The 18,621-nt window shown below is 59.0% G+C and carries 15 protein-coding genes; 7 read left to right on the top strand and 8 right to left on the bottom strand.

All coding sequences use genetic code 11. The annotated features are described in order from the left end of the window. Positions 1-31: 31 nt before the first annotated feature. Genes J7447_RS12760 through J7447_RS12750 form a run of 3 tightly spaced genes read right to left on the bottom strand, consistent with a single transcriptional unit; the run spans position 32 to position 2,980 of the window. On the bottom strand, positions 32-928 hold the full coding sequence (locus tag J7447_RS12760) for a LysR family transcriptional regulator (protein WP_022997966.1): 897 nt from the start codon (positions 926-928) through the stop codon (positions 32-34). Positions 929-958: 30 nt separating this feature from the next. Beyond that, positions 959-1,927, bottom strand: coding sequence for a thioredoxin-disulfide reductase (trxB, locus tag J7447_RS12755; protein ID WP_022997965.1), 969 nt, complete (start codon positions 1,925-1,927; stop codon positions 959-961). A 21-nt stretch (positions 1,928-1,948) separates the two neighbouring features. Then, the gene (locus tag J7447_RS12750; RefSeq protein ID WP_209169772.1) at positions 1,949-2,980 is read right to left on the bottom strand and encodes a mitochondrial fission ELM1 family protein; all 1,032 of its coding nucleotides are present in this window, start codon (positions 2,978-2,980) and stop codon (positions 1,949-1,951) included. A 201-nt stretch (positions 2,981-3,181) separates the two neighbouring features. Between J7447_RS12750 and J7447_RS12745 the strand changes: the two genes are divergently transcribed. Further along, positions 3,182-3,649, top strand: a complete 468-nt coding sequence (locus tag J7447_RS12745; RefSeq protein ID WP_031268195.1) for an Lrp/AsnC family transcriptional regulator — start codon at positions 3,182-3,184, stop codon at positions 3,647-3,649. Positions 3,650-3,683: 34 nt separating this feature from the next. Then, positions 3,684-4,034 (top strand): VOC family protein, encoded by a 351-nt coding sequence (locus J7447_RS12740; protein WP_077293484.1) that lies wholly within the window; start codon positions 3,684-3,686, stop codon positions 4,032-4,034. Between the two features lie 41 nt (positions 4,035-4,075). On the opposite strand, the gene J7447_RS12735 is transcribed toward J7447_RS12740, so the two are convergent. The 4 genes from J7447_RS12735 to J7447_RS12720 form a co-directional block, all read right to left on the bottom strand. Continuing rightward, entirely contained in the window at positions 4,076-4,537 is a 462-nt protein-coding gene (locus J7447_RS12735; RefSeq protein WP_022997961.1) for a hypothetical protein, read from the bottom strand. 259 nt (positions 4,538-4,796) lie between these two features. Beyond that, positions 4,797-5,270 (bottom strand): transcription elongation factor GreA, encoded by a 474-nt coding sequence (gene greA / locus J7447_RS12730; protein ID WP_022997960.1) that lies wholly within the window; start codon positions 5,268-5,270, stop codon positions 4,797-4,799. Positions 5,271-5,384: 114 nt separating this feature from the next. Then, on the bottom strand, positions 5,385-8,747 hold the full coding sequence (gene carB / locus J7447_RS12725) for a carbamoyl-phosphate synthase large subunit (protein ID WP_062487795.1): 3,363 nt from the start codon (positions 8,745-8,747) through the stop codon (positions 5,385-5,387). Between the two features lie 171 nt (positions 8,748-8,918). Continuing rightward, entirely contained in the window at positions 8,919-9,197 is a 279-nt protein-coding gene (locus J7447_RS12720) for a helix-turn-helix transcriptional regulator (RefSeq protein WP_022997958.1), read from the bottom strand. Positions 9,198-10,067: 870 nt separating this feature from the next. Here J7447_RS12720 and J7447_RS12715 point away from each other — a divergent pair. Further along, positions 10,068-10,505, top strand: a complete 438-nt coding sequence (locus tag J7447_RS12715) for a MerR family transcriptional regulator (RefSeq protein ID WP_022997956.1) — start codon at positions 10,068-10,070, stop codon at positions 10,503-10,505. Between the two features lie 151 nt (positions 10,506-10,656). Here the strand turns inward: J7447_RS12715 and carA are convergent, their stop codons facing one another. Next, the gene (carA, locus tag J7447_RS12710) at positions 10,657-11,841 is read right to left on the bottom strand and encodes a glutamine-hydrolyzing carbamoyl-phosphate synthase small subunit (protein WP_209169771.1); all 1,185 of its coding nucleotides are present in this window, start codon (positions 11,839-11,841) and stop codon (positions 10,657-10,659) included. A gap of 245 nt (positions 11,842-12,086) precedes the next feature. Between carA and J7447_RS12705 the strand changes: the two genes are divergently transcribed. The 4 genes from J7447_RS12705 to J7447_RS12690 all read left to right on the top strand — a co-directional run bounded on the left by J7447_RS12705 (position 12,087) and on the right by J7447_RS12690 (position 18,614). Further along, on the top strand, positions 12,087-12,581 hold the full coding sequence (locus tag J7447_RS12705) for a GatB/YqeY domain-containing protein (protein ID WP_051990208.1): 495 nt from the start codon (positions 12,087-12,089) through the stop codon (positions 12,579-12,581). Between the two features lie 174 nt (positions 12,582-12,755). Continuing rightward, positions 12,756-14,702: a DNA primase gene (gene dnaG / locus J7447_RS12700; protein ID WP_209169770.1), complete on the top strand. Its 1,947-nt coding sequence runs from the start codon at positions 12,756-12,758 to the stop codon at positions 14,700-14,702. Between the two features lie 530 nt (positions 14,703-15,232). Continuing rightward, on the top strand, positions 15,233-17,221 hold the full coding sequence (rpoD, locus tag J7447_RS12695; protein WP_031268185.1) for an RNA polymerase sigma factor RpoD: 1,989 nt from the start codon (positions 15,233-15,235) through the stop codon (positions 17,219-17,221). Between the two features lie 106 nt (positions 17,222-17,327). Beyond that, entirely contained in the window at positions 17,328-18,614 is a 1,287-nt protein-coding gene (locus tag J7447_RS12690) for a DUF930 domain-containing protein (protein ID WP_209169769.1), read from the top strand. The last annotated feature ends 7 nt before the right edge of the window (positions 18,615-18,621 follow it).

The raw sequence follows: 18,621 nt of genomic DNA, 5'->3' as shown, positions 1-18,621 counted from the left end.
AATCGGGCAGATAGACGACAGGAGGGCGGGGTTAGAAAACCCAGCCTTCTGCATTTGCCAGCAGGAACTCGCGGAACGCGGTAACACGCGCGGTGTTCTTCAGTTCCGAAGGGTAGACAAAATAGGTGTCGAAGGAGGGCACCTTGTCGTCCTGGTCGGTCATGACAGGCGCCAGGTTCGACGACTTGTCGATGATGTAGTCCGGCAGAATGGCAATGCCCACGCCGGATTGAACGGCACGCTTGATGGCCACGATGTTGTTGGCCTTCAGGACGGACCTGCGCGGGCTTGTCGCGACGCGCCCGGCTGTTTCCAGCCAGTTCATCGAGCGCAGGTAGGCCGGAGCCTGTTCGCCAAAGGTGATCAGCCGGTGCTTGTCGAGGTCGTCGATCGACACAGGCGTTCCGAACCGTTGGAGGTATTCCGGTGCCGCATAGACATGGAAATGCACTGTAAACAGCTTGCGCTGGATCAGGTCCGGCTGGGTTGGCTGACGCAAGCGGATGGCCACATCCGCTTCGCGCATGCCGAGGTCCAGTTCGTCGTCGTCGAAGATCAGGTGCAGGTCGACATCAGGATAGAGATCGATGAAGCTTCTGATCCGTGAGGTGAGCCAGGTGGAACCAAGGCCCACCGTGGTTGTCACACGCAGGGCTCCGGATGGCTTTTCCTTGCTGTCCGTCAGGCTCGACTGAACCGCTTCCAGCTTCATCAGCACGTCGTTGGCAGTCCGGTAGAGCAGTTCGCCCTGTTCGGTCAGCAACAGGCCGCGGGCGTGCCGGTGAAACAGCGGAACGCCCAGATCGTGCTCTAGCGCACTGACCTGCCGGCTCACAGCCGACTGGCTCATATGCAGGGTGTCACCTGCATGCGTGAAACTGCCAGCCTGTGCGGCCGCATGAAAAATGCGCAATTTGTCCCAATCCATGCGTGCCCCTCCGCAGGACAGTCAGGCAGCCTATTCGGCGGCCTGCTTTGTCGACGTCACTTCATGTTCGGCCAGAAACTTCTCGGCTTCAAGGGCTGCCATGCAGCCCATGCCGGCAGCGGTTACTGCCTGCCGATAAATGTCGTCGGTGACATCACCGGCCGCAAAGACGCCTGGAATGGATGTCCTGGTCGAATCCGGGGCAGTTTCCAGGTAGCCGTTGGATTTCAGCGTGAGCTGATCCTTGAAGAGTTCGACCGACGGTGCGTGGCCGATGGCGATGAAGACACCGTCCGTGGAAATTTCCTGGAATTCGCCGGTCGCGGTGTTTTTCAACCGTACGCCGGTAACTGCTTTCGGCATGCCGCCGCCGAGGATCTCGTCGACCTGGTGGTCCCAGATGACGTCGATCTTCGGGTGCTGGAACAGGCGGTCCTGCAGGATCTTTTCCGCCCGCAGGCTGTCACGGCGATGAACCAGCGTCACCTTGGAGGCGAGATTGGCGAGATACAGCGCTTCTTCCACGGCGGTGTTGCCGCCGCCGACAACCACAACTTCCTTGTTGCGGTAGAAGAAGCCGTCACAGGTCGCACAGGCGGAAACGCCGGCGCCCATGTAATCCTGTTCCGAAGACAGGCCAAGCCAGCGGGCCTGCGCGCCGGTGGCGATCACCAGGGCATCCGCCGTGAACACCGTGCCGCTGTCGGCTTCCAGGCGGAACGGGCGCTGGGACAGGTCAGCCTTCACGATGGTGTCGTAAAGGATCTTGGTGCCGACGTTTTCGGCCTGCTTCTGCATCTGTTCCATCAGCCACGGCCCCATGATGGGATCCGCGAAGCCGGGGTAGTTCTCGACATCGGTGGTAATGGTCAGCTGGCCGCCCGGCTGAATACCGGCCACCAGCGTCGGCTCGATCATGGCACGGGCAGCATATATGGCAGCCGTGTAGCCGGCCGGGCCGGAGCCGATGATCAGAAGTTTGCTGTGTTCCGTGCTCATGGGCGCACCTTTATCCTGTTTTCATGTCCCGGCGTTTGCGTTGCCAGGTTGGCCCATCGGGGCGTTGTTCCGGGTTTGCCGTGCGGCCGAAAAATCGCTCAAGATGCGTTGAGCGATCACCGGCGTGGCATCTATCGGCTCGTAGGTAGTGGTTTTCAGCGGACCTGGAAAGGGGTGAATGACACCCATGCGTCGCAAAGTCCCCAAAAACCGGGTGATCTTGTCGTGACCGCCGCTTGGCTCGAATACATGGACCGGCTTGCCGGTGGCTGTGGCCTCACCGATCATGTTCGTGGAATCGGCAGTGGCGATGATGGCATCTGCCTTGGCGAGATAGAGGCCGTAAGGGTTGGGCTCCTCGCCTGTCCAGTAGAGGTGATTTCCCGATTTGGCCAATCCTGCAAGACCATAGGCCAATCCGGCCGGTGTGCGGCGGGAGGCTGTGATCATGAAATGCACATTTGCCGCATGTGCAAGCTCTCGCAGGCCGCTCAAAAGGCGGTTCTGGTCGTCTTCGGAAAACCTGTGGTGCCGACTGTCCCCGCCGACAAGAACCGCAACACGGGGCCGTGGAAGACCATCTATCTCGGCAACCTGCCGGCTGCGGAGTTCGGCCAGTGTTGCGGCTGAGAACTTGTGTGGGGACGTCGGTGTTACAAGGACGTTTCGTCCGCGCAGCTTGTCATGCTCGGGTACCCAGATGAGATCCGCTGCATCTGGTCCCATGCGCGGGTCTTTCAGGAACACGGTAAAGGTCTTGCCTCCCGAAAGGCGCTTGACCCGGCGCAGATACGGGACCGCCCGGCGGCCGGACGCGATGGCGATATCAGGGTAGGGCGGGGCAATCGGGCTGCCGGGGCGGGTCTCCCGCTCGCGCAGATCGATCGGACCGAAGGGCATCAACCAGGTAAAGGGTGCACGCGGCGCTATGTGGCGTTCTTCAACAGGTGCGCCGAGGGCTTCGGCAATACCGCGGCACTGGGCAACATCGCCCGCCTTTCCATCGGTGAGGATCCAGAGGGAAGAAGGGGCTTTCTCCGGCGAAAAAGGCATGTTTTGGAGAAGTTCCCCTATCGTAATCTTTCGAAATCGTGCGCAATTTTGTTATAGTCTTGCACAAACGCGCAAAAAATCATAACTCGGCACACAAATAGAGGTTAGCTTGGGATTCCGGTATCGGGCAAGGCGACAGTCTTGCGAAAGACCCGAATGCCCACAGCATGGCGCGTCATGCGAAGCGCGAAGGAGACAGGTTTGAAAGCGCGGCTCGATGCCATTGATTGGCAGATCCTGAAGGAATTGCAGGATGACGGACGGATGACCAATGTGGAATTGGCCCGTCGGGTCGGCATATCCGCTCCTCCCTGCCTGCGCCGGGTGCGCGCGCTGGAGGAAGCCGGGCTCATTCTGGGCTACCGGACCCTGCTTGATGAAAAGCAGCTCGGTTACGACGTGACAGCGTTTGCAATGGTCGGGCTGCATAGCCAGACCGAGGCGGATCTGATCGCCTTCGAACAGACGGTTCAGAACTGGCCGCTGGTGCGCGAAAGCTACATGCTTTCGGGTGAGGTCGACTTCCTGCTGAAATGCGTTTCGCCGGATCTGCAGACCTTCCAGAATTTCATCATTCGCGAATTGACCGCTGCGCCCAACGTCGACAGCGTTCGTACGGCGTTGACAATCCGCCGCACAAAGGATGAGCCTGTCGTTCCAATCGATTGAAGTCCGAACCGGCTGCAAGAAGGAACAAGACGCCATGGCTGTGAAACGTGTCGTTGCCAACATCGCATCGCCGGATACCGGCAAGGCGCAAAGCTTCTACGGCGACGTGCTGGGCATGGACCTGGCGATGGATCACGGCTGGATCGTCACCTTTGCAGGCGAACGGGGGGCGGTGGCCCAGGTCAGCATTGCGGCGGAAGGCGGCGCGGGAACGCCCGTGCCCGATTTTTCGGTCGAAGTCGATAACCTTGAAGAAGTGCTGGAAAAAGTGCAGGCAAAAGGCCTCGGCATCGAATACGGCCCGGCAGATGAGCCCTGGGGCGTCAGGCGCTTTTACGTGCGCGACCCTTTTGGCCGCCTGGTGAATATCTTGCAGCACGCGTGAGGCGCTGCCTGCCGATCCGGCAGGCAAGGGCGCCAACAAACTCACGAAGCCAGTTTTTTCACTTTTTTCTGGAGACGCCGGATCAGGGAGATGTCCCTGAGAGCGGCGGTGACCAGTGTAAAGGCGACGGTCACCAGCAGGATGGTCGTCAGTGCCGCAACGGGCAGCATCTGGTCATAGTGGTAGCTGTCGAGCGCCTGGTCGACAGGCTCAATGCCGGAATAGAACCTGCTACGTATCGTGTCGCTGTAGGTCGTTATGCCAAAGTTGCCATACTTCAGATATTGCAGACCGAAGACGACGAAGAAGACGGCAACAGCCAGAGCGATCAGGTAACCAGCCATCCGCACGGCGAACACGAAGGAGCTTTCGTGGCGTTGCGCGACGAGGCGCTTGAACATCAGGCGTTCGCGTGCCGTGAGCCTGGAAAACAGAAACCAGCGGTATATCCATAACGGCACCGACGCGATCAACAACCATACAGCAATCGCGTTAAAGACCATTGCAAATCCTCCGACACTTTCCGGTTGTCAGCTTAACGGCTGTGTCGTGGACGTCAAAGGGAAAGCTCTGCTTTTGCTGCGACTTAAGGACAGTCGCAGAACGCGCGTACGTTGCCGGGGAGCTGTGCCAGGCAGGTCCGGGTTCAAAGGGAACCCGGACATTGAAACGGCCAGGGGCAATTTTCAGGCCTGCTAAGACCGGGGACGGTCCCTGCAAAGAGAGGCCAGACCGGGAAGGCTCAACACTGAAAGGCTGGGATCAGACGAAGCGTACGTCCACGATCTCGTAAGACCGGGCACCGCCAGGGGCAGCAACTTCGACACTGTCGCCGATGGACTTGCCAATCAGGGCGCGGGCGATCGGAGAAGAAATAGAGACCTTGTTCTGCTTCACGTCGGATTCGACGTCGCCAACGATCATGTATTTCTTTTCTTCTTCGGTGTCCTCGTCGATGAGGGTGACGGTCGCACCGAATTTGACGATGTCGCCGGACAGCTTGGTCACATCAATGATTTCAGCGCGGGACAGCTTGTCTTCCAGTTCCGAAATACGGCCTTCGTTCAGGCTCTGGGCTTCTTTAGCCGCATGGTATTCCGCATTTTCCGACAGGTCGCCATGCGCGCGTGCTTCAGCAATCGCCTCGACGATGCGCGGGCGCTCTACCGCGGTACGTTCCTTCAGCTCGTCCTGGAGCATCTTGTACCCGGCGGAGGTCATCGGAACTTTTTCCATTGGTCTCAGACCTTCAGCTTATTGGGTCCCCCTAAACTCGAGGACCGCGCTTTGACAAAAACAAACCAAGCCGGGAAAGGCGCGCTTTCCCGGCCGGTCACGAGTATAATAGCCTTAGCCGAAGTAGGATTGTAAAGGTCTTACTTCAAGGCTCCCAGCTTTATGGGCGGCAATGCCTTTCGCGGCAGCCACTGATCCTGCAAGGGTCGTATAATACGGTACCTTGTTCAGAAGAGCCGCCCGGCGCATCGACCGGCTGTCGGAGATGGCCTGTGCGCCTTCGGTCGTATTGAAGACGAGCTGGACCTCACCATTCTTGATAGCATCAACGATATGAGGGCGGCCTTCAAGAACCTTGTTGATCTTCTTCACCGCAATCCCCTTGTCCTCGAGGAACTTCTGGGTGCCGCCGGTGGCGATGATCGTGAAGCCGCCGGCTTCCAGGCTGCGGACGGCGTCAAGCACGCCGGCCTTGTCTTCGTCGCGCATGGAAACGAAAACGGTGCCCTTGTCCGGAACTCCTGTGCCGCAGCCGATCTGGGACTTGGCAAAGGCCTTGCCGAAGGCTGTGTCGAGGCCCATGACTTCGCCAGTCGAGCGCATTTCCGGTCCGAGGATCGTGTCGACGCCGGGGAAGCGGGCGAACGGGAAGACAGCTTCCTTGACCGCGATATGGTCGAGTTTCTTCTCGCTGAGGCCGAAGGAAGCCAGGCTTTCTCCCGCCATGATGCGGCTGGCGATCTTGGCGACCGGCGCGCCGATCGTCTTGGCGACGAAGGGCACGGTGCGCGATGCGCGCGGGTTGACTTCCAGAACGAAGATCTCGCCGTTCTTGATGGCGTATTGCACGTTCATCAGGCCGCCGACTTCCAGTGCCAGAGCCAATGCCGTGGTCTGGCGCTTGAGTTCTTCAAGCATCTCTTCGCCGAGCGAGAACGGCGGCAGGGAGCAGGCGCTGTCGCCGGAATGGATGCCGGCTTCCTCGATGTGCTCCATGATGCCGCAGACGAACACGTCCTTGCCGTCGCAAAGGGCATCGACATCTACCTCGATCGCGCCGTCGAGATAGCGGTCGAACAGAAGCGGGTTGGTGCCCAGCACGGTGTTGATCTGGCCGGTCTTGTCGTTCGGGTACTTTGCCCGCACTTCCGCCGGGACCAGCTCCGGCAGGGTGCCGAGCAGATAGGAGTTGAGGGCTTCCTCGTCGCGAATGATCTGCATGGCGCGGCCACCCAGGACATAGGACGGGCGGACCACCAGAGGCAGGCCGAGCTGACCGGCGATGAGGCGACCCTGTTCGACGGAATAGGCGATGCCGTTTTCCGGCTGCTTCATGTCGAGCTTGATCAGAAGCTTCTGGAACCGGTCACGGTCTTCGGCAAGATCGATCATGTCCGGTGAAGTGCCGAGGATCGGCACGTCCGCCTTGACCAGCGCCTGCGCCAGCTTGAGCGGGGTCTGGCCACCGAACTGGACGATGACGCCGTGCAGCGTGCCGTTCTCCTGCTCCTTGCGCATGATCTCCAGCACGTCTTCAGCGGTCAGCGGCTCGAAGTAGAGGCGGTCGGACGTGTCGTAATCGGTGGAGACGGTTTCCGGGTTGCAGTTGACCATGATGGTCTCGTAGCCCGCGTCTTCCAGCGCGAAGGCGGCATGACAGCAGCAATAGTCGAACTCGATACCCTGGCCGATCCGGTTCGGGCCGCCACCCAGAATGACCACCTTCTTCCGGTCGGACGGGTTCGCCTCGCACGCGGGCTGCCCCATGAAGGGAGCCTCGTAGGTGGAATACATATAGGCAGTCGGGGAGGCGAACTCGGCAGCGCAGGTGTCGATGCGCTTGTAGACCGGGTGCACGTCCAGCTGCTTGCGGAGCTTGGCAACGTCCGATGCATCGAGATCGGCAAGGCTTGCCAGGCGCGCGTCGGAAAAGCCCATGGCCTTCAGTTTGCGCAAGTTCGCGGCATCTTTCGGCAGGCCGAGCTTGCGGACCTTCGCTTCCATTTCCAGGATGGCTTCGATCTGCTCCAGGAACCAGGGATTGATGCCGCTGGCCTCGTAGATTTCCTCGACCGTCATGCCAAGGCGCATGGCCTGGGCGACGTTGAGAAGCCGGGTCGGTGTCGGTGTCGAGACGGCAGCGCGCAGGGCGTTGCGGTCGTCGCCCTGATCAAGGCCCGGGATTTCGGTTTCATCAAAGCCGTTCAGGCCCGTTTCCAGACCACGCAACGCCTTCTGCAGGCTTTCGTTGAAGGTCCGGCCAATGGCCATCACTTCGCCGACTGACTTCATGGCAGTGGTCAGGGTTGCTTCGGAGCCCGGAAATTTTTCGAAGGCGAAACGCGGGATCTTGGTGACCACGTAATCGATGGTCGGTTCGAACGATGCCGGGGTTGCGCCGCCGGTGATGTCGTTCTCCAGCTCGTCCAGCGTGTAGCCGACAGCAAGCTTGGCCGCGATCTTGGCGATCGGGAAGCCGGTTGCCTTGGAGGCCAGGGCGGAAGACCGCGACACGCGCGGGTTCATTTCAATGACGACCAGGCGGCCATTGTCCGGATTGACCGCGAACTGCACGTTCGATCCGCCGGTTTCCACGCCGATCTCGCGCAGCACCGCAATCGAGGCGTCGCGCATGATCTGGTATTCCTTGTCGGTCAGCGTCAGGGCCGGCGCGACAGTGATGGAATCACCGGTATGCACACCCATCGGATCGACGTTCTCGATGGAGCAGATGATGATGCAGTTGTCCGCCGTGTCGCGGACCACTTCCATTTCATATTCCTTCCAGCCGAGCAGGCTCTCGTCGATCAGGACCTGACCGACTGGAGATGCGTCAATGCCGGAGCGGACGATGGTTTCGAATTCTTCCCGGTTATAGGCAACGCCGCCGCCGGTGCCACCCAGGGTGAAGGCGGGGCGAATGATGGCCGGCAGGCCGATCTCGTCGATGGCGCGCATGGCTTCAAGATAGCCTGCATTGCGGTCGTAACCGACGATCCGGCCGTTCTCGTCGTGAATTGCCGGGGAGGAGGCGATGGCCGCGCGCGGGTTTTCCAGGCCGATGACGTCCATCGCAGCCCGGAACTTTTCGCGGTCTTCAGCCTTTTCGATGACATCGGCGCGGGCGCCGATCATTTCCACGCCATATTTTTCCAGAACGCCCATCTGTTCCAGATCGAGTGCGCAGTTCAGCGCGGTCTGGCCACCCATCGTCGGCAGAAGCGCGTCCGGGCGTTCCTTCTCGATGATCTTGGCCACCAGCTCGGGAGTGATCGGCTCGATGTAGGTCGCGTCAGCCAGGTCCGGGTCGGTCATGATCGTCGCCGGGTTCGAGTTGACCAGGATGATGCGATACCCTTCCTCGCGCAGCGCCTTGCAGGCCTGGGTGCCCGAATAATCGAATTCACATGCCTGGCCGATGACAATCGGACCGGCACCAATAATCAGGATGGAAGAGATATCTGTGCGTTTTGGCATCTCGGCTCGCAGCTCGCAGCGGCCTTTCCGGACAGCGGGCTCGCTATTCGGTCTGGCTCGGACATGAGGGTATGACTATGTTGGCTGAGCGCGTCTTATAGGGAAAAGCTGCGCAGGAGGGAACCCCGCCAGGGCGTGAAAGTCGACCTTTTGCGAGGTAAAATCACGACTTTATTCCGGCTTGGCAATTTCGGCGGGTAACGGGATCGTTGTCTGGCCGTCAAAGTCGCCGATCCCTTCCGACAATGCATAGCAGGCAAGGCGGATGGATTTGGGAATTTCAACGGGTCGCCCGTCGCGATTTCCCTTTTCGTAATACTGGATCATGCGCTTCTTCAGGCCCAGACGGTCTGCCGCATCCTTCTGCTTGAGCCCGAGTGCTCGCCGCCAATGGCGGAACTGCTGCGGGGTCATGCCGGGCATGGTGTCTTTGGATTTTGAATCGGCCATTTCGTCTTATTCCAGAATACCTTGGTTGCGGGCATCCCCTTGCGGGTTCGCTCGTCCGGTACTTCTGACAAAAATAACCTTGCTCATCGCTTGTCAATCGAGAAGTGCACAATGTGCTCTTTTGCGTCGATGGAGGTGGTTGAATTTGATGGTAAAATTGACCGTGTGGACAAAAAATTGATATACTTGTTCGGTGCCGTAACGGTTGGTCAAATAAGTGATAAGCTTAGATTTTTCCTTATCTTTTCATGAGGAGTAAGGCTGAATTGATATTCGCGCATAGCGGGTATTGTTGCGTATGTAGCGTTCATTTTCGTCTCGCGGATCACGATTCGTGAACTTTTTTGCCTACATAGTATCTAAGGGAAATTCACTAATTGTAATAATCCTCAGGGTTAGGAGTAAGCGAACTAAGTAATTTTCCCTTGGTCGTTGCCGTGAGGTAAAGAAAATTTATTGTGGATTTATATATTCAAGAAAAGTCTAGTTCTTATATTCAGATTATCGATAATTAATATTTGTTCGTGTTTTGGCTAAAGTGCCCCTGAATAAACATTCGTAGTTGCGTGTCCTTTCTCGTAGGTTTTTAGTTTTAGTTTTCGCATAACTGAAACTTCCGTAAAAACTGGGCAATATTCCTAAATTTGGCGTAGATTTTAACTGTCGATCCGGTGTATTAGACTACTGCTTAGTCTCCTATGAGTTTGGCGTTGGGAGCTTCTGAAGCGAAGAGCATTGCGCTTCAAGCTGAGGGGGCTGTAATTGCGGTGCTAGTGGGACCTGATGAACCGGAGGTGGGACCGGCGAGTCGGGAGCGCAGCAAGACCCAGCCAGACTTGGAACAAAAAAGACAAGATCGGGCTTAAAAGTATGAACAATGTAGCAACCAAGATGGTCGTGGTGCCGGATATTGCCGGGCCAGGACAAGAAGTGATGCTTGACGATCGCGCTCTCGCGATCTCTGAAATGTCCGAGCGGTTCGACGTAACCCTCAGGACGCTTCGTTTCTACGAAGAAAAGGGTCTTCTCAATCCGGTTCGCAAGGGCGCACGCCGTTTCTACGGTCCACGTGACGTTTCGCGGATGCGGGTAATTCTGCAGGCCAAGAAGATCGGCCTCACGCTTGCCGAAATCCGCCGGGTGATCAAGCTGGTGGAAGGCAACGGCAAACGGGAAGACCAGTTCAAGGAACTTCAGGAAATCTGCCTTGCGCAACAGGAAATCCTGGTGGAGCAGAAGCAGATGCTTGACGAGCAGATCGCAGAAGTCGGTCAGATCCTGACGGCATTTGACGAACTGATCGGATAAAGCTTCCGGCATCAGTTATCAAAAAACCCCGGTGTGCACTGCACGCCGGGGTTTTTTATTTGAGACAATGCTGCATTCCGGTGGCGGAGTGGCGTTGGCCGGCTGGTTCGTCGGCCAAACGCTTGTCTGCATTTCCCGGGGCCCGAGTAGGTCAAGCTGCCGATTTCGCGCTTTCCATCAGGTCGGTGAACCGCTTGAACAGGTAGTGGCTGTCACGCGGGCCGGGGGATGCTTCCGGGTGATACTGGACGGAAAATACGGGTTTGTCCTTCATCGCCAGACCACAGTTGGATCCGTCGAACAGGGACACATGGGTCTGCTGAACGTTGTCCGGCAGACTGTCCGCATCCACCGCGAAGCCATGGTTCATCGACGTGATTTCAACCTTGCCGGTGGTGTGGTCGAATACCGGATGATTGGCGCCATGGTGTCCCTGGTGCATCTTGAGGGTCTTGCCGCCAAGTGCCAGTGCGAGCATCTGGTGGCCAAGGCAGATCCCGAACGTGGGAACGCCCGCATCGACAATCTTTCTGATCATCGGCACCGCGTAGTCGCCCGTTGCGGCCGGATCACCGGGGCCGTTGGACAGGAACACGCCATCGGGCGCTTGCGCCAGGACGTCATCCGCCGTCGCGGTTGCGGGAAGAACCGTGACATCGCAGCCGGCGTCAGCCAGAAGGCGCAGAATGTTGCGCTTGATGCCGTAGTCGATGGCAACGACCTTGAACTTGCCGGACTTTGCCTCGCCGTAGCCTTCGTCCCATTTCCAGGTTGTCTGGTGCCACTGGTGCGACTGGGTGGTGGAAGCGTCCTTGGCAAGGTCCATACCCACCAGGCCGGGCCAGTTTCTGGCAGCCGTTTTCAGGGCATCGACGTCGAATTTGCCGTCCGGCGAATGCGCGATCACGCCGTTGGGCACGCCTTTTTCACGGATCAGTGCGGTCAGCGCGCGGGTGTCGATGCCGCTGATGCCGATCAGGTTGCGGCTCTTCAGCCACGCATCGAGATGTTTTGCCGCCCTGTAGTTGGCCGGATCGGTGATGGCGGCTGCCAGCACGACACCGCGGATGCCGCTGTCTGCGGCCATGTTGACCGTCTCGATGTCTTCATCGTTGGTGCCTACATTGCCAATATGCGGAAATGTGAAGGTGATGATCTGACCGGAATAGGATGGGTCGGTCAGGATCTCCTGGTAACCGGTCATTGCCGTATTAAAGCAAATCTCACCAACGGCTTGGCCGGTTGCGCCGAGGCCCTGTCCCTCGATTACACTGCCGTCGGAGAGCACAAGCAAGGCGGTCGCCGGGGTCTCGGACCATGCGTCTGCAGTCGTCATGTCTTGTTTCCAGATCTTGTTGGTGACATCATGCGCTGCAGGAAGGGCGTCTGCGGCGGGCTGGAAAGCCCGCAAAAGGCCGCCTGCATTAAGCGCGGGACTCTATGGGAAGCGGCTTGGATCGTCAATATTGATCCTCTGAAAAAAGATCTTTAAAATTCAATGGCTTGGCTGAGAAAATGGAATGGCGCCCCTGAGCGCCGGGCCTCAGCGCGGCAGGGGTGGGGTGAACCATGCGCGATGTGATGCGCGAAAGAATCAACGCTGCCCTGAAAGCGGCACAGGACGAAGGCGACAAGCGCAGGTGCGCCACGTTGCGTCTGGTGCAGACCGCTGTGAAGGACCGTGAGGCTGCTGCCCGTGAAAACGGCAAGGACGGCGTCAACGAAACCGAAGTGATTGAGATCCTTCAAAAAATGATCCGTCAGCGGGAAACTTCCGCGGAAGAGTTCGAAAGCAGCGGACAGCTCGACCTGGCCGAGCAGGAGCGCGAAGAGCAGGAAATCATCCGTGAATTTCTGCCCGTTCAGCTCAGTGACGAGGAAATGCAGAAGATCTGCGAAGAGACGGTCAAGGATATCGACGCGCATGGTCTGCGTGACATCGGCCGCTGCATGAACGAACTGAAGAGCCGTTATCCCGGGAAAATGGACTTCGTGCAGGCGTCCTGCCTGGTGAAGGACATGTTGCGCGCTGACGGTGGTGAACAGGGCAGCACCGGGACTGGTAAACAGGACTGAGCCGCTGTTGCAGCCGGTGAGGCTGATGCAAAAATCTTCCAGAAGCCGGGCATGAGGCCCGGCACCACTGGAAACGACCTTCAAGACATTCTATTTTGGCGGACTGACCGGCGGCGCCCGAATGTGCCGATGGCAGGATGCCGTTTTCTGTAATCCGGACCCGTACACTGTTCCATGCGTTTCGAACCGCGCCTACTCGATGAAATTCGTGCCCGTCTGACCTTGTCGGATGTTGTCGGGCGGCGTGTGACCTGGGACAGGCGCAAGACGCAGCCGGGCAAGGGCGACTATTGGGCGTGCTGCCCGTTTCACCAGGAAAAGAGCCCAAGTTTTCACGTCGACGATCGCCGTAACCGCTACAAATGTTTTGGCTGCGGTGCGTCCGGTGATCATTTTACGTTCCTGTGTGAAACCGAAGGGCTGAGCTTTCCGGAGGCCGTCGAACGCCTTGCCGAACAGTCCGGCGTCGGTCTGCCTGCGCCCGATCCCCAGGCGGCGCGGCGCGAGAAGAAGCGGGCCGGGCTTGCCGATATCTGCGAAATGGCGGCGCAGTTCTTTCAGGCCGAGTTCGCGGGCCCTCGTGGCGACACCGCCCGTGCCTATACGCAAAAACGCGGCCTGACGCCCGATACGCTGCGCGAGTTCCGGTTCGGGTTTGCGCCTGAAAGCCGCGATGCGCTGAAGGGATATCTTGCAGCGCGCGAGATCCCGGAAGCCGCAATGATCGAGGCAGGGCTCATCATCAAGCCGGAAGACGGGCGCCCGTCTTACGACCGGTTCCGCGGACGTTTGATGATCCCGATACAGGATGATCGTGGCCGGGTGGTCGCCTTTGGCGGACGGACCCTGTCGCCGGACGGTCAGCCGAAATATCTGAACTCGCCGGAAACACCCCTGTTTCACAAGGGTGTCATGCTGTTCAACGCCCATCGCGCACGCGAACCCGCCTTCAAAAGCGGCGAGGCAGTGGTGGTGGAGGGCTATCTCGATGCGATCGCCCTCTGGCAGGCGGGCATCCACCATGTGGTCGCGTCCTTGGGCACGGCCTTTACCGAAGACCAGGTGGTGCGGCTCTGGAAATTCGCTCCCGAACCGGTGATCTGCTTTGACGGCGATGCGGCAGGTGTTTCGGCAGCACATCGCGCCATCGACCGGATCTTTCCGGTGCTCAAGAGCGGCTATTCGTTCCAGTTCTGCTTCCTGCCTGACGGCATGGACCCCGATGACCTCATCAAGCAGCGCGGGGTGGCAGGCTTTCATGACGAAGTCGAGCGGGCACAGTCCCTGTTCGATGTGGTCTGGGAGCGGGAGATTTCCGTTTCACGGCTCGATACGCCTGAACGCAAGGCGGCACTGGAGAAGCGGTTCGATGATCTGATTGCCACCATTCGCGACGAGCGGGTGCGTCGACGGTATCAGCTCGATCTCAAGTTCAAGCTGTCGAACCTGTTCTTCGAGCAGGCACGCCAGTCCCGGCAGGGGGGCAAGGGTGGCAAGGGTGGTGGGTCAGCCGACGCGGTGTCTCCGCTCGGCACGGCACGCGAACGGGTTGCTGCCAGCCACGATTTCGGCACCGAACGGCTGGTGCTCGGTTTGAGCATGCGCTTCCCGCATCTGCTCGACAGGAACTTCGAGCGGTTTTCCAGGTTGCCTTTTGCCAATGACCTCCACAGGCAATTGCGGGACATTTTGTGCCGGATCGTCGATGATCTGGAAGCGACGCCCATTTCCGACCTGACCAGCGCATTCGAGGAACCGCTTCGGAACATCATGGGCGAAATGATGCTCGAAACCATCGGCATGCAGCAGCAACGTGGTGCGGAATTTTCCGCGCTGATCCATCGCTTCCCGCTTCTGAAATCCAACCCGCCGGAGGATTTCATCGAAGCGGCCTATCTGCACTTTCTCGATGTCCTGGAGCTCAATGCGCTGGAAGACGAACTCTCCTCCGAGCTTGCTACCGCGGACGAGCAGCTCGATGAGCATTCCTGGATGCGCATCCAGGCCCTGACGCAGGACCTCAGCCGGAGGCGAGAGGAATGCGCGCGCGATGAAGCCGACCTTGCCGAGCGTGCCAAAAAGATCCGCACGGCACCTCCTGTGGCCGTGGTAGCTCATTGACGGAATGGCTTGCCGGTAGCTTAAACGAGGATGTGTGGACCTTCAGTTGCGGAAAAGGGAACTTTTGGAGCTGCGACCCGTTTTCTGGCGACGAACCGGCATTGGGCCTGAAAATGCCCTCTTTGGTGTGCGCAGGAGCACAAAAATGGCATTTTCCAATTGACCGGTGACGAATCACACTTGCGAATCGCGTGAGCCGAGCTAAATAGAACCTTTGCAGCCCTCAAGCGCCGGAGCTTTCAAGCCTGCTCGCGGCAAAAGTCTTAATATAGCTGCAACCCGAACGAACACCTTTTACGCATCCGTTTCCGGATGCCGACAGAAAAGGCCGTGTGCTGCGTCGATGCTGAAATATGCCAATGTCGAAAAGTGTACGGTTAATTGGGACTTAAGGGACACGGCTTACAAACCTAACCGCAGTGATTCTTTCAGACGCCGCCGCACCACATGCTGGCGCGCTGGGGGTGAATTGGGTTGAAGCCAAACAAAGGGCGCGGCGTGGCCGGACCGGCCGCGAACTGGAGCACGATATGGTAGCCAAAGCGACACAAGCAGACGACACACAGGAGCAGAGCACGGACGGCCCTGACGGCCCTCTGCTGGACCTGTCGGATGCCGCTGTCAAAAAGATGATCAAAGCCGCCAAGAAACGCGGCTATGTCACCTATGATGAACTGAACGAGGTTCTGCCCTCGGAGCAGGTGTCTTCGGAAAAGATCGAAGACACCATGTCCATGCTTTCCGATATGGGCATCAATGTGATCGATTCCGACGAAGCCGAAGAAGGCCCGGAAGAAGTCGATGGCGGCGATCTGGTCGCTGCAAGCACGACGGCGCTTGCCAAGAGCACCACGAAAGAGCCCGCCGACCGCACCGACGATCCCGTGCGCATGTATCTGCGCGAGATGGGGTCGGTCGAGCTGCTGTCGCGTGAAGGCGAAATCGCGATTGCCAAGCGCATCGAGGCTGGCCGGGAGGCGATGATTGCGGGTCTTTGCGAAAGCCCGCTGACCTTCCAGGCCATCATCATCTGGCGTGACGAGTTGAACGAAGCCCAGGTTCTTCTGCGCGACATTATCGATCTGGAAGCAACCTATGCCGGCCCTGATGCCAAGGCCGGCCCGGCCGTTGCCAATGACGATGTAGCGCCGGGCGAAGGCAATTCGGAAAACTCCGGCGGTGCGTCTGAAGACACCGAAAACGAAAGCGAAGACGGTGACGGCGAGGATGACGACGACGAGTTCGAATCCAACGTTTCCCTGTCCGCGATGGAAGCCGAGCTGAAGCCGGGCGTCCTGGAAACCTTCGACAACATCGCCGACAACTACAAGAAGCTTCGCCGCCTGCAGGATCAGCTGGTGGAAAACAAGCTGGCCAACAAGACCCTGTCGCCAAGCCAGGAGCGCCGCTACAAGAAGCTGAAAGAAGACATCATCGTTGATGTGAAGAGCCTGTCGCTCAACCAGAACCGTATCGACGCCCTGGTTGCCCAGCTCTATGACATCAACAAGCGCCTGATGGGCTATGAAGGCCGTCTGCTGCGTCTGGCCGACAGCTACAATGTCGACCGCACGGACTTCCTGAAGCAGTATCAGGGTGCCGAGCTCGACCCGAACTGGCTGCGCAAGGTTGCCAATCTTTCCACACGTGGCTGGAAAAACTTCATCGCGAAGGAAAAGGAAACCGTTCGCGAGCTGCGTCAGGACATCCAGACACTGGCCACCGAAACCGGGCTCGAAATCACCGAATTCCGCCGCATCGTTGCAATGGTGCAGAAGGGCGAGCGCGAGGCACGTATCGCGAAGAAGGAAATGGTCGAGGCGAACCTGCGTCTCGTGATCTCCATCGCGAAGAAATACACCAACCGCGGCCTGCAGTTCCTGGATCTGATCCAGGAAGGCAACATCGGCCTGATGAAGGCGGTGGACAAGTTCGAATACCGGCGTGGCTACAAGTTCTCCACCTATGCGACATGGTGGATCCGGCAGGCGATCACCCGTTCGATCGCCGATCAGGCCCGTACCATCCGTATTCCGGTGCACATGATCGAAACGATCAACAAGATCGTGCGTACGTCGCGCCAGATGCTGCATGAAATCGGACGCGAGCCGACCCCGGAAGAGCTGGCTGAAAAGCTGCAGATGCCGCTGGAGAAGGTTCGCAAGGTTCTGAAGATCGCCAAGGAACCGATCTCGCTCGAAACACCGATTGGTGACGAGGAAGATTCGCACCTGGGCGATTTCATCGAGGACAAGAACGCGGTTCTGCCCATCGATGCGGCCATCCAGTCGAACCTGCGCGAAACGACGACCCGCGTGCTCGCTTCGCTCACTCCGCGTGAGGAACGCGTGCTGCGCATGCGCTTCGGTATCGGCATGAACACCGACCACACTCTGGAAGAAGTCGGGCAGCAGTTCTCGGTTACCCGTGAACGTATCCGCCAGATCGAAGCGAAGGCGCTGCGCAAGCTGAAGCACCCGAGCCGGTCTCGCAAGCTGCGTTCGTTCCTGGACAGCTAAGCTGCCGGGAAGAGCTTGAAACATCAAAGAACCCGGCGGAGACGCCGGGTTTTTTTGAAACTTCGAACCTGAAATCAACCGGCAACTTTGCTTTAAGGGCGCTCTATTGGCCATCACCGCCGACATGGACCGGAACATGGTCGGGATCGAGCCTGCGGACCGGCGGCTTTTCCTGTGGGGGCTTGTGGTCTCCGCCGTGCTGCACGCGCTTGTGGCCTTGATGCTGCTGGAAGGCGTATCCGGCTATACGACCCAGCCCTTGCAGGACGTGGTTGAAGTCGAGCTACTACCCCCGCCGCCGCAGGAGGAAGAGACGCCACCTCTGGAACTTGAGCAACCTGAACCGGAGCAGCCGGAGCAGGAAGAGGTGGAAACACCCGAACAACCCGAGCCGCCGGAACAGGAGCAGGCCGAGGAAGCCCCGCCGCCACCTCCACCACCGCCAGCGTCCGCTCGCGAAGACCTTGCCGAGACGCCCGAACAACCGCCAGAGCCGTCCGTTCTGCAGGAAGTGACCGAGTTCGGCGAAGAAGACACGGGGCTGCAAGGGGAAGAGGAAACGCCGCCGGCATCCGCGGAAAGCGCGTCCTCGGAGAGTGAGCAGCAGGCGGAAACCGACGCGCAGACGGATGAGGCCCAGGCGGGTGAAACGGACGCCGGCGAAGGCGAAGGTGAGGGCGAAGGTCAGGAGACCGAGGCTGCCGAAACCGACGCGCCGCAGGAGGATGCTTCGGAAGAAGTACAGGATACCGCCGCTGAAGACGCCGCTGATGATAGCGAAGCTCCTGAGGAGGCCTCAGACGTTGCGGAAACACCCGAACAGCCGGAGGCCCTGCCAGAGGAGACCGTTGGAACCGGCGCGGAAACGGACACGGCTGAAACCGGAGAGCAGCCCGCCGAAGACTTCGGAATTGTCGGACCGATCGCAACGAACAAGACACCCTCTCCCAAACCACCGAAACCGGTGGCTTCGCCTCAACGCGACCAGGCAGGAGGAGGACGGGCATCAGGCGGCTCGGAAGGACCTCCAGCCGGAATGCTTGCAGCTCGGGAACTTTATTCCCGCGATATTCTGGATGATCCGCAGGCACGCACGGCCATGCGCGGCATGACCGAGGGCCAGCGGCTGAACCTCTTGTGCATGACCGAGTTGAGAGAGCAGATTGCTTCCGTCAGTTCCTTGCCGCCGGAACTGCTGCCGTCTTTCCGGCCTCGTGGCGGCAACGTTCTGCAGCCGCGTATCGCCGCTTTCCGCAGTCTTGGCCGCTGGTTCGACGTGGCTTTCCGCTGCGAGACGGACAGCGGCGTGACGCGTGTGGAGCGCTTCTCCTTCAAGATCGGCAAGGAGATCCCGCAAAGTCAGTGGCTGGAACGGGGACTGACGGGGTTCTGACCCCGCC

Source organism: Labrenzia sp. R5_0, from assembly GCF_017743835.1.
GTDB classification, from domain to species: Bacteria; Pseudomonadota; Alphaproteobacteria; order Rhizobiales; family Stappiaceae; genus Roseibium; species Roseibium algicola.
This window is presented reverse-complemented; position numbering and strand designations above follow the sequence as displayed.

Excerpts from the sequence above, each read along its gene's own strand:
- J7447_RS12740 (WP_077293484.1), top strand. The coding sequence starts at position 3,684 with ATGGCTGTGAAACGTGTCGTTGCCAACATCGCATCGCCGGATACCGGC.
- rpoD (WP_031268185.1), top strand. The coding sequence starts at position 15,233 with ATGGTAGCCAAAGCGACACAAGCAGACGACACACAGGAGCAGAGCACG.
- J7447_RS12735 (WP_022997961.1), bottom strand. The coding sequence starts at position 4,537 with ATGGTCTTTAACGCGATTGCTGTATGGTTGTTGATCGCGTCGGTGCCG.
- J7447_RS12715 (WP_022997956.1), top strand. The coding sequence starts at position 10,068 with ATGAACAATGTAGCAACCAAGATGGTCGTGGTGCCGGATATTGCCGGG.
- J7447_RS12750 (WP_209169772.1), bottom strand. The coding sequence starts at position 2,980 with ATGCCTTTTTCGCCGGAGAAAGCCCCTTCTTCCCTCTGGATCCTCACC.
- J7447_RS12705 (WP_051990208.1), top strand. The coding sequence starts at position 12,087 with ATGCGCGAAAGAATCAACGCTGCCCTGAAAGCGGCACAGGACGAAGGC.
- J7447_RS12760 (WP_022997966.1), bottom strand. The coding sequence starts at position 928 with ATGGATTGGGACAAATTGCGCATTTTTCATGCGGCCGCACAGGCTGGC.
- carA (WP_209169771.1), bottom strand. The coding sequence starts at position 11,841 with ATGACGACTGCAGACGCATGGTCCGAGACCCCGGCGACCGCCTTGCTT.
- greA (WP_022997960.1), bottom strand. The coding sequence starts at position 5,270 with ATGGAAAAAGTTCCGATGACCTCCGCCGGGTACAAGATGCTCCAGGAC.
- trxB (WP_022997965.1), bottom strand. The coding sequence starts at position 1,927 with ATGAGCACGGAACACAGCAAACTTCTGATCATCGGCTCCGGCCCGGCC.
- dnaG (WP_209169770.1), top strand. The coding sequence starts at position 12,756 with ATGCGTTTCGAACCGCGCCTACTCGATGAAATTCGTGCCCGTCTGACC.
- carB (WP_062487795.1), bottom strand. The coding sequence starts at position 8,747 with ATGCCAAAACGCACAGATATCTCTTCCATCCTGATTATTGGTGCCGGT.
- J7447_RS12720 (WP_022997958.1), bottom strand. The coding sequence starts at position 9,197 with ATGGCCGATTCAAAATCCAAAGACACCATGCCCGGCATGACCCCGCAG.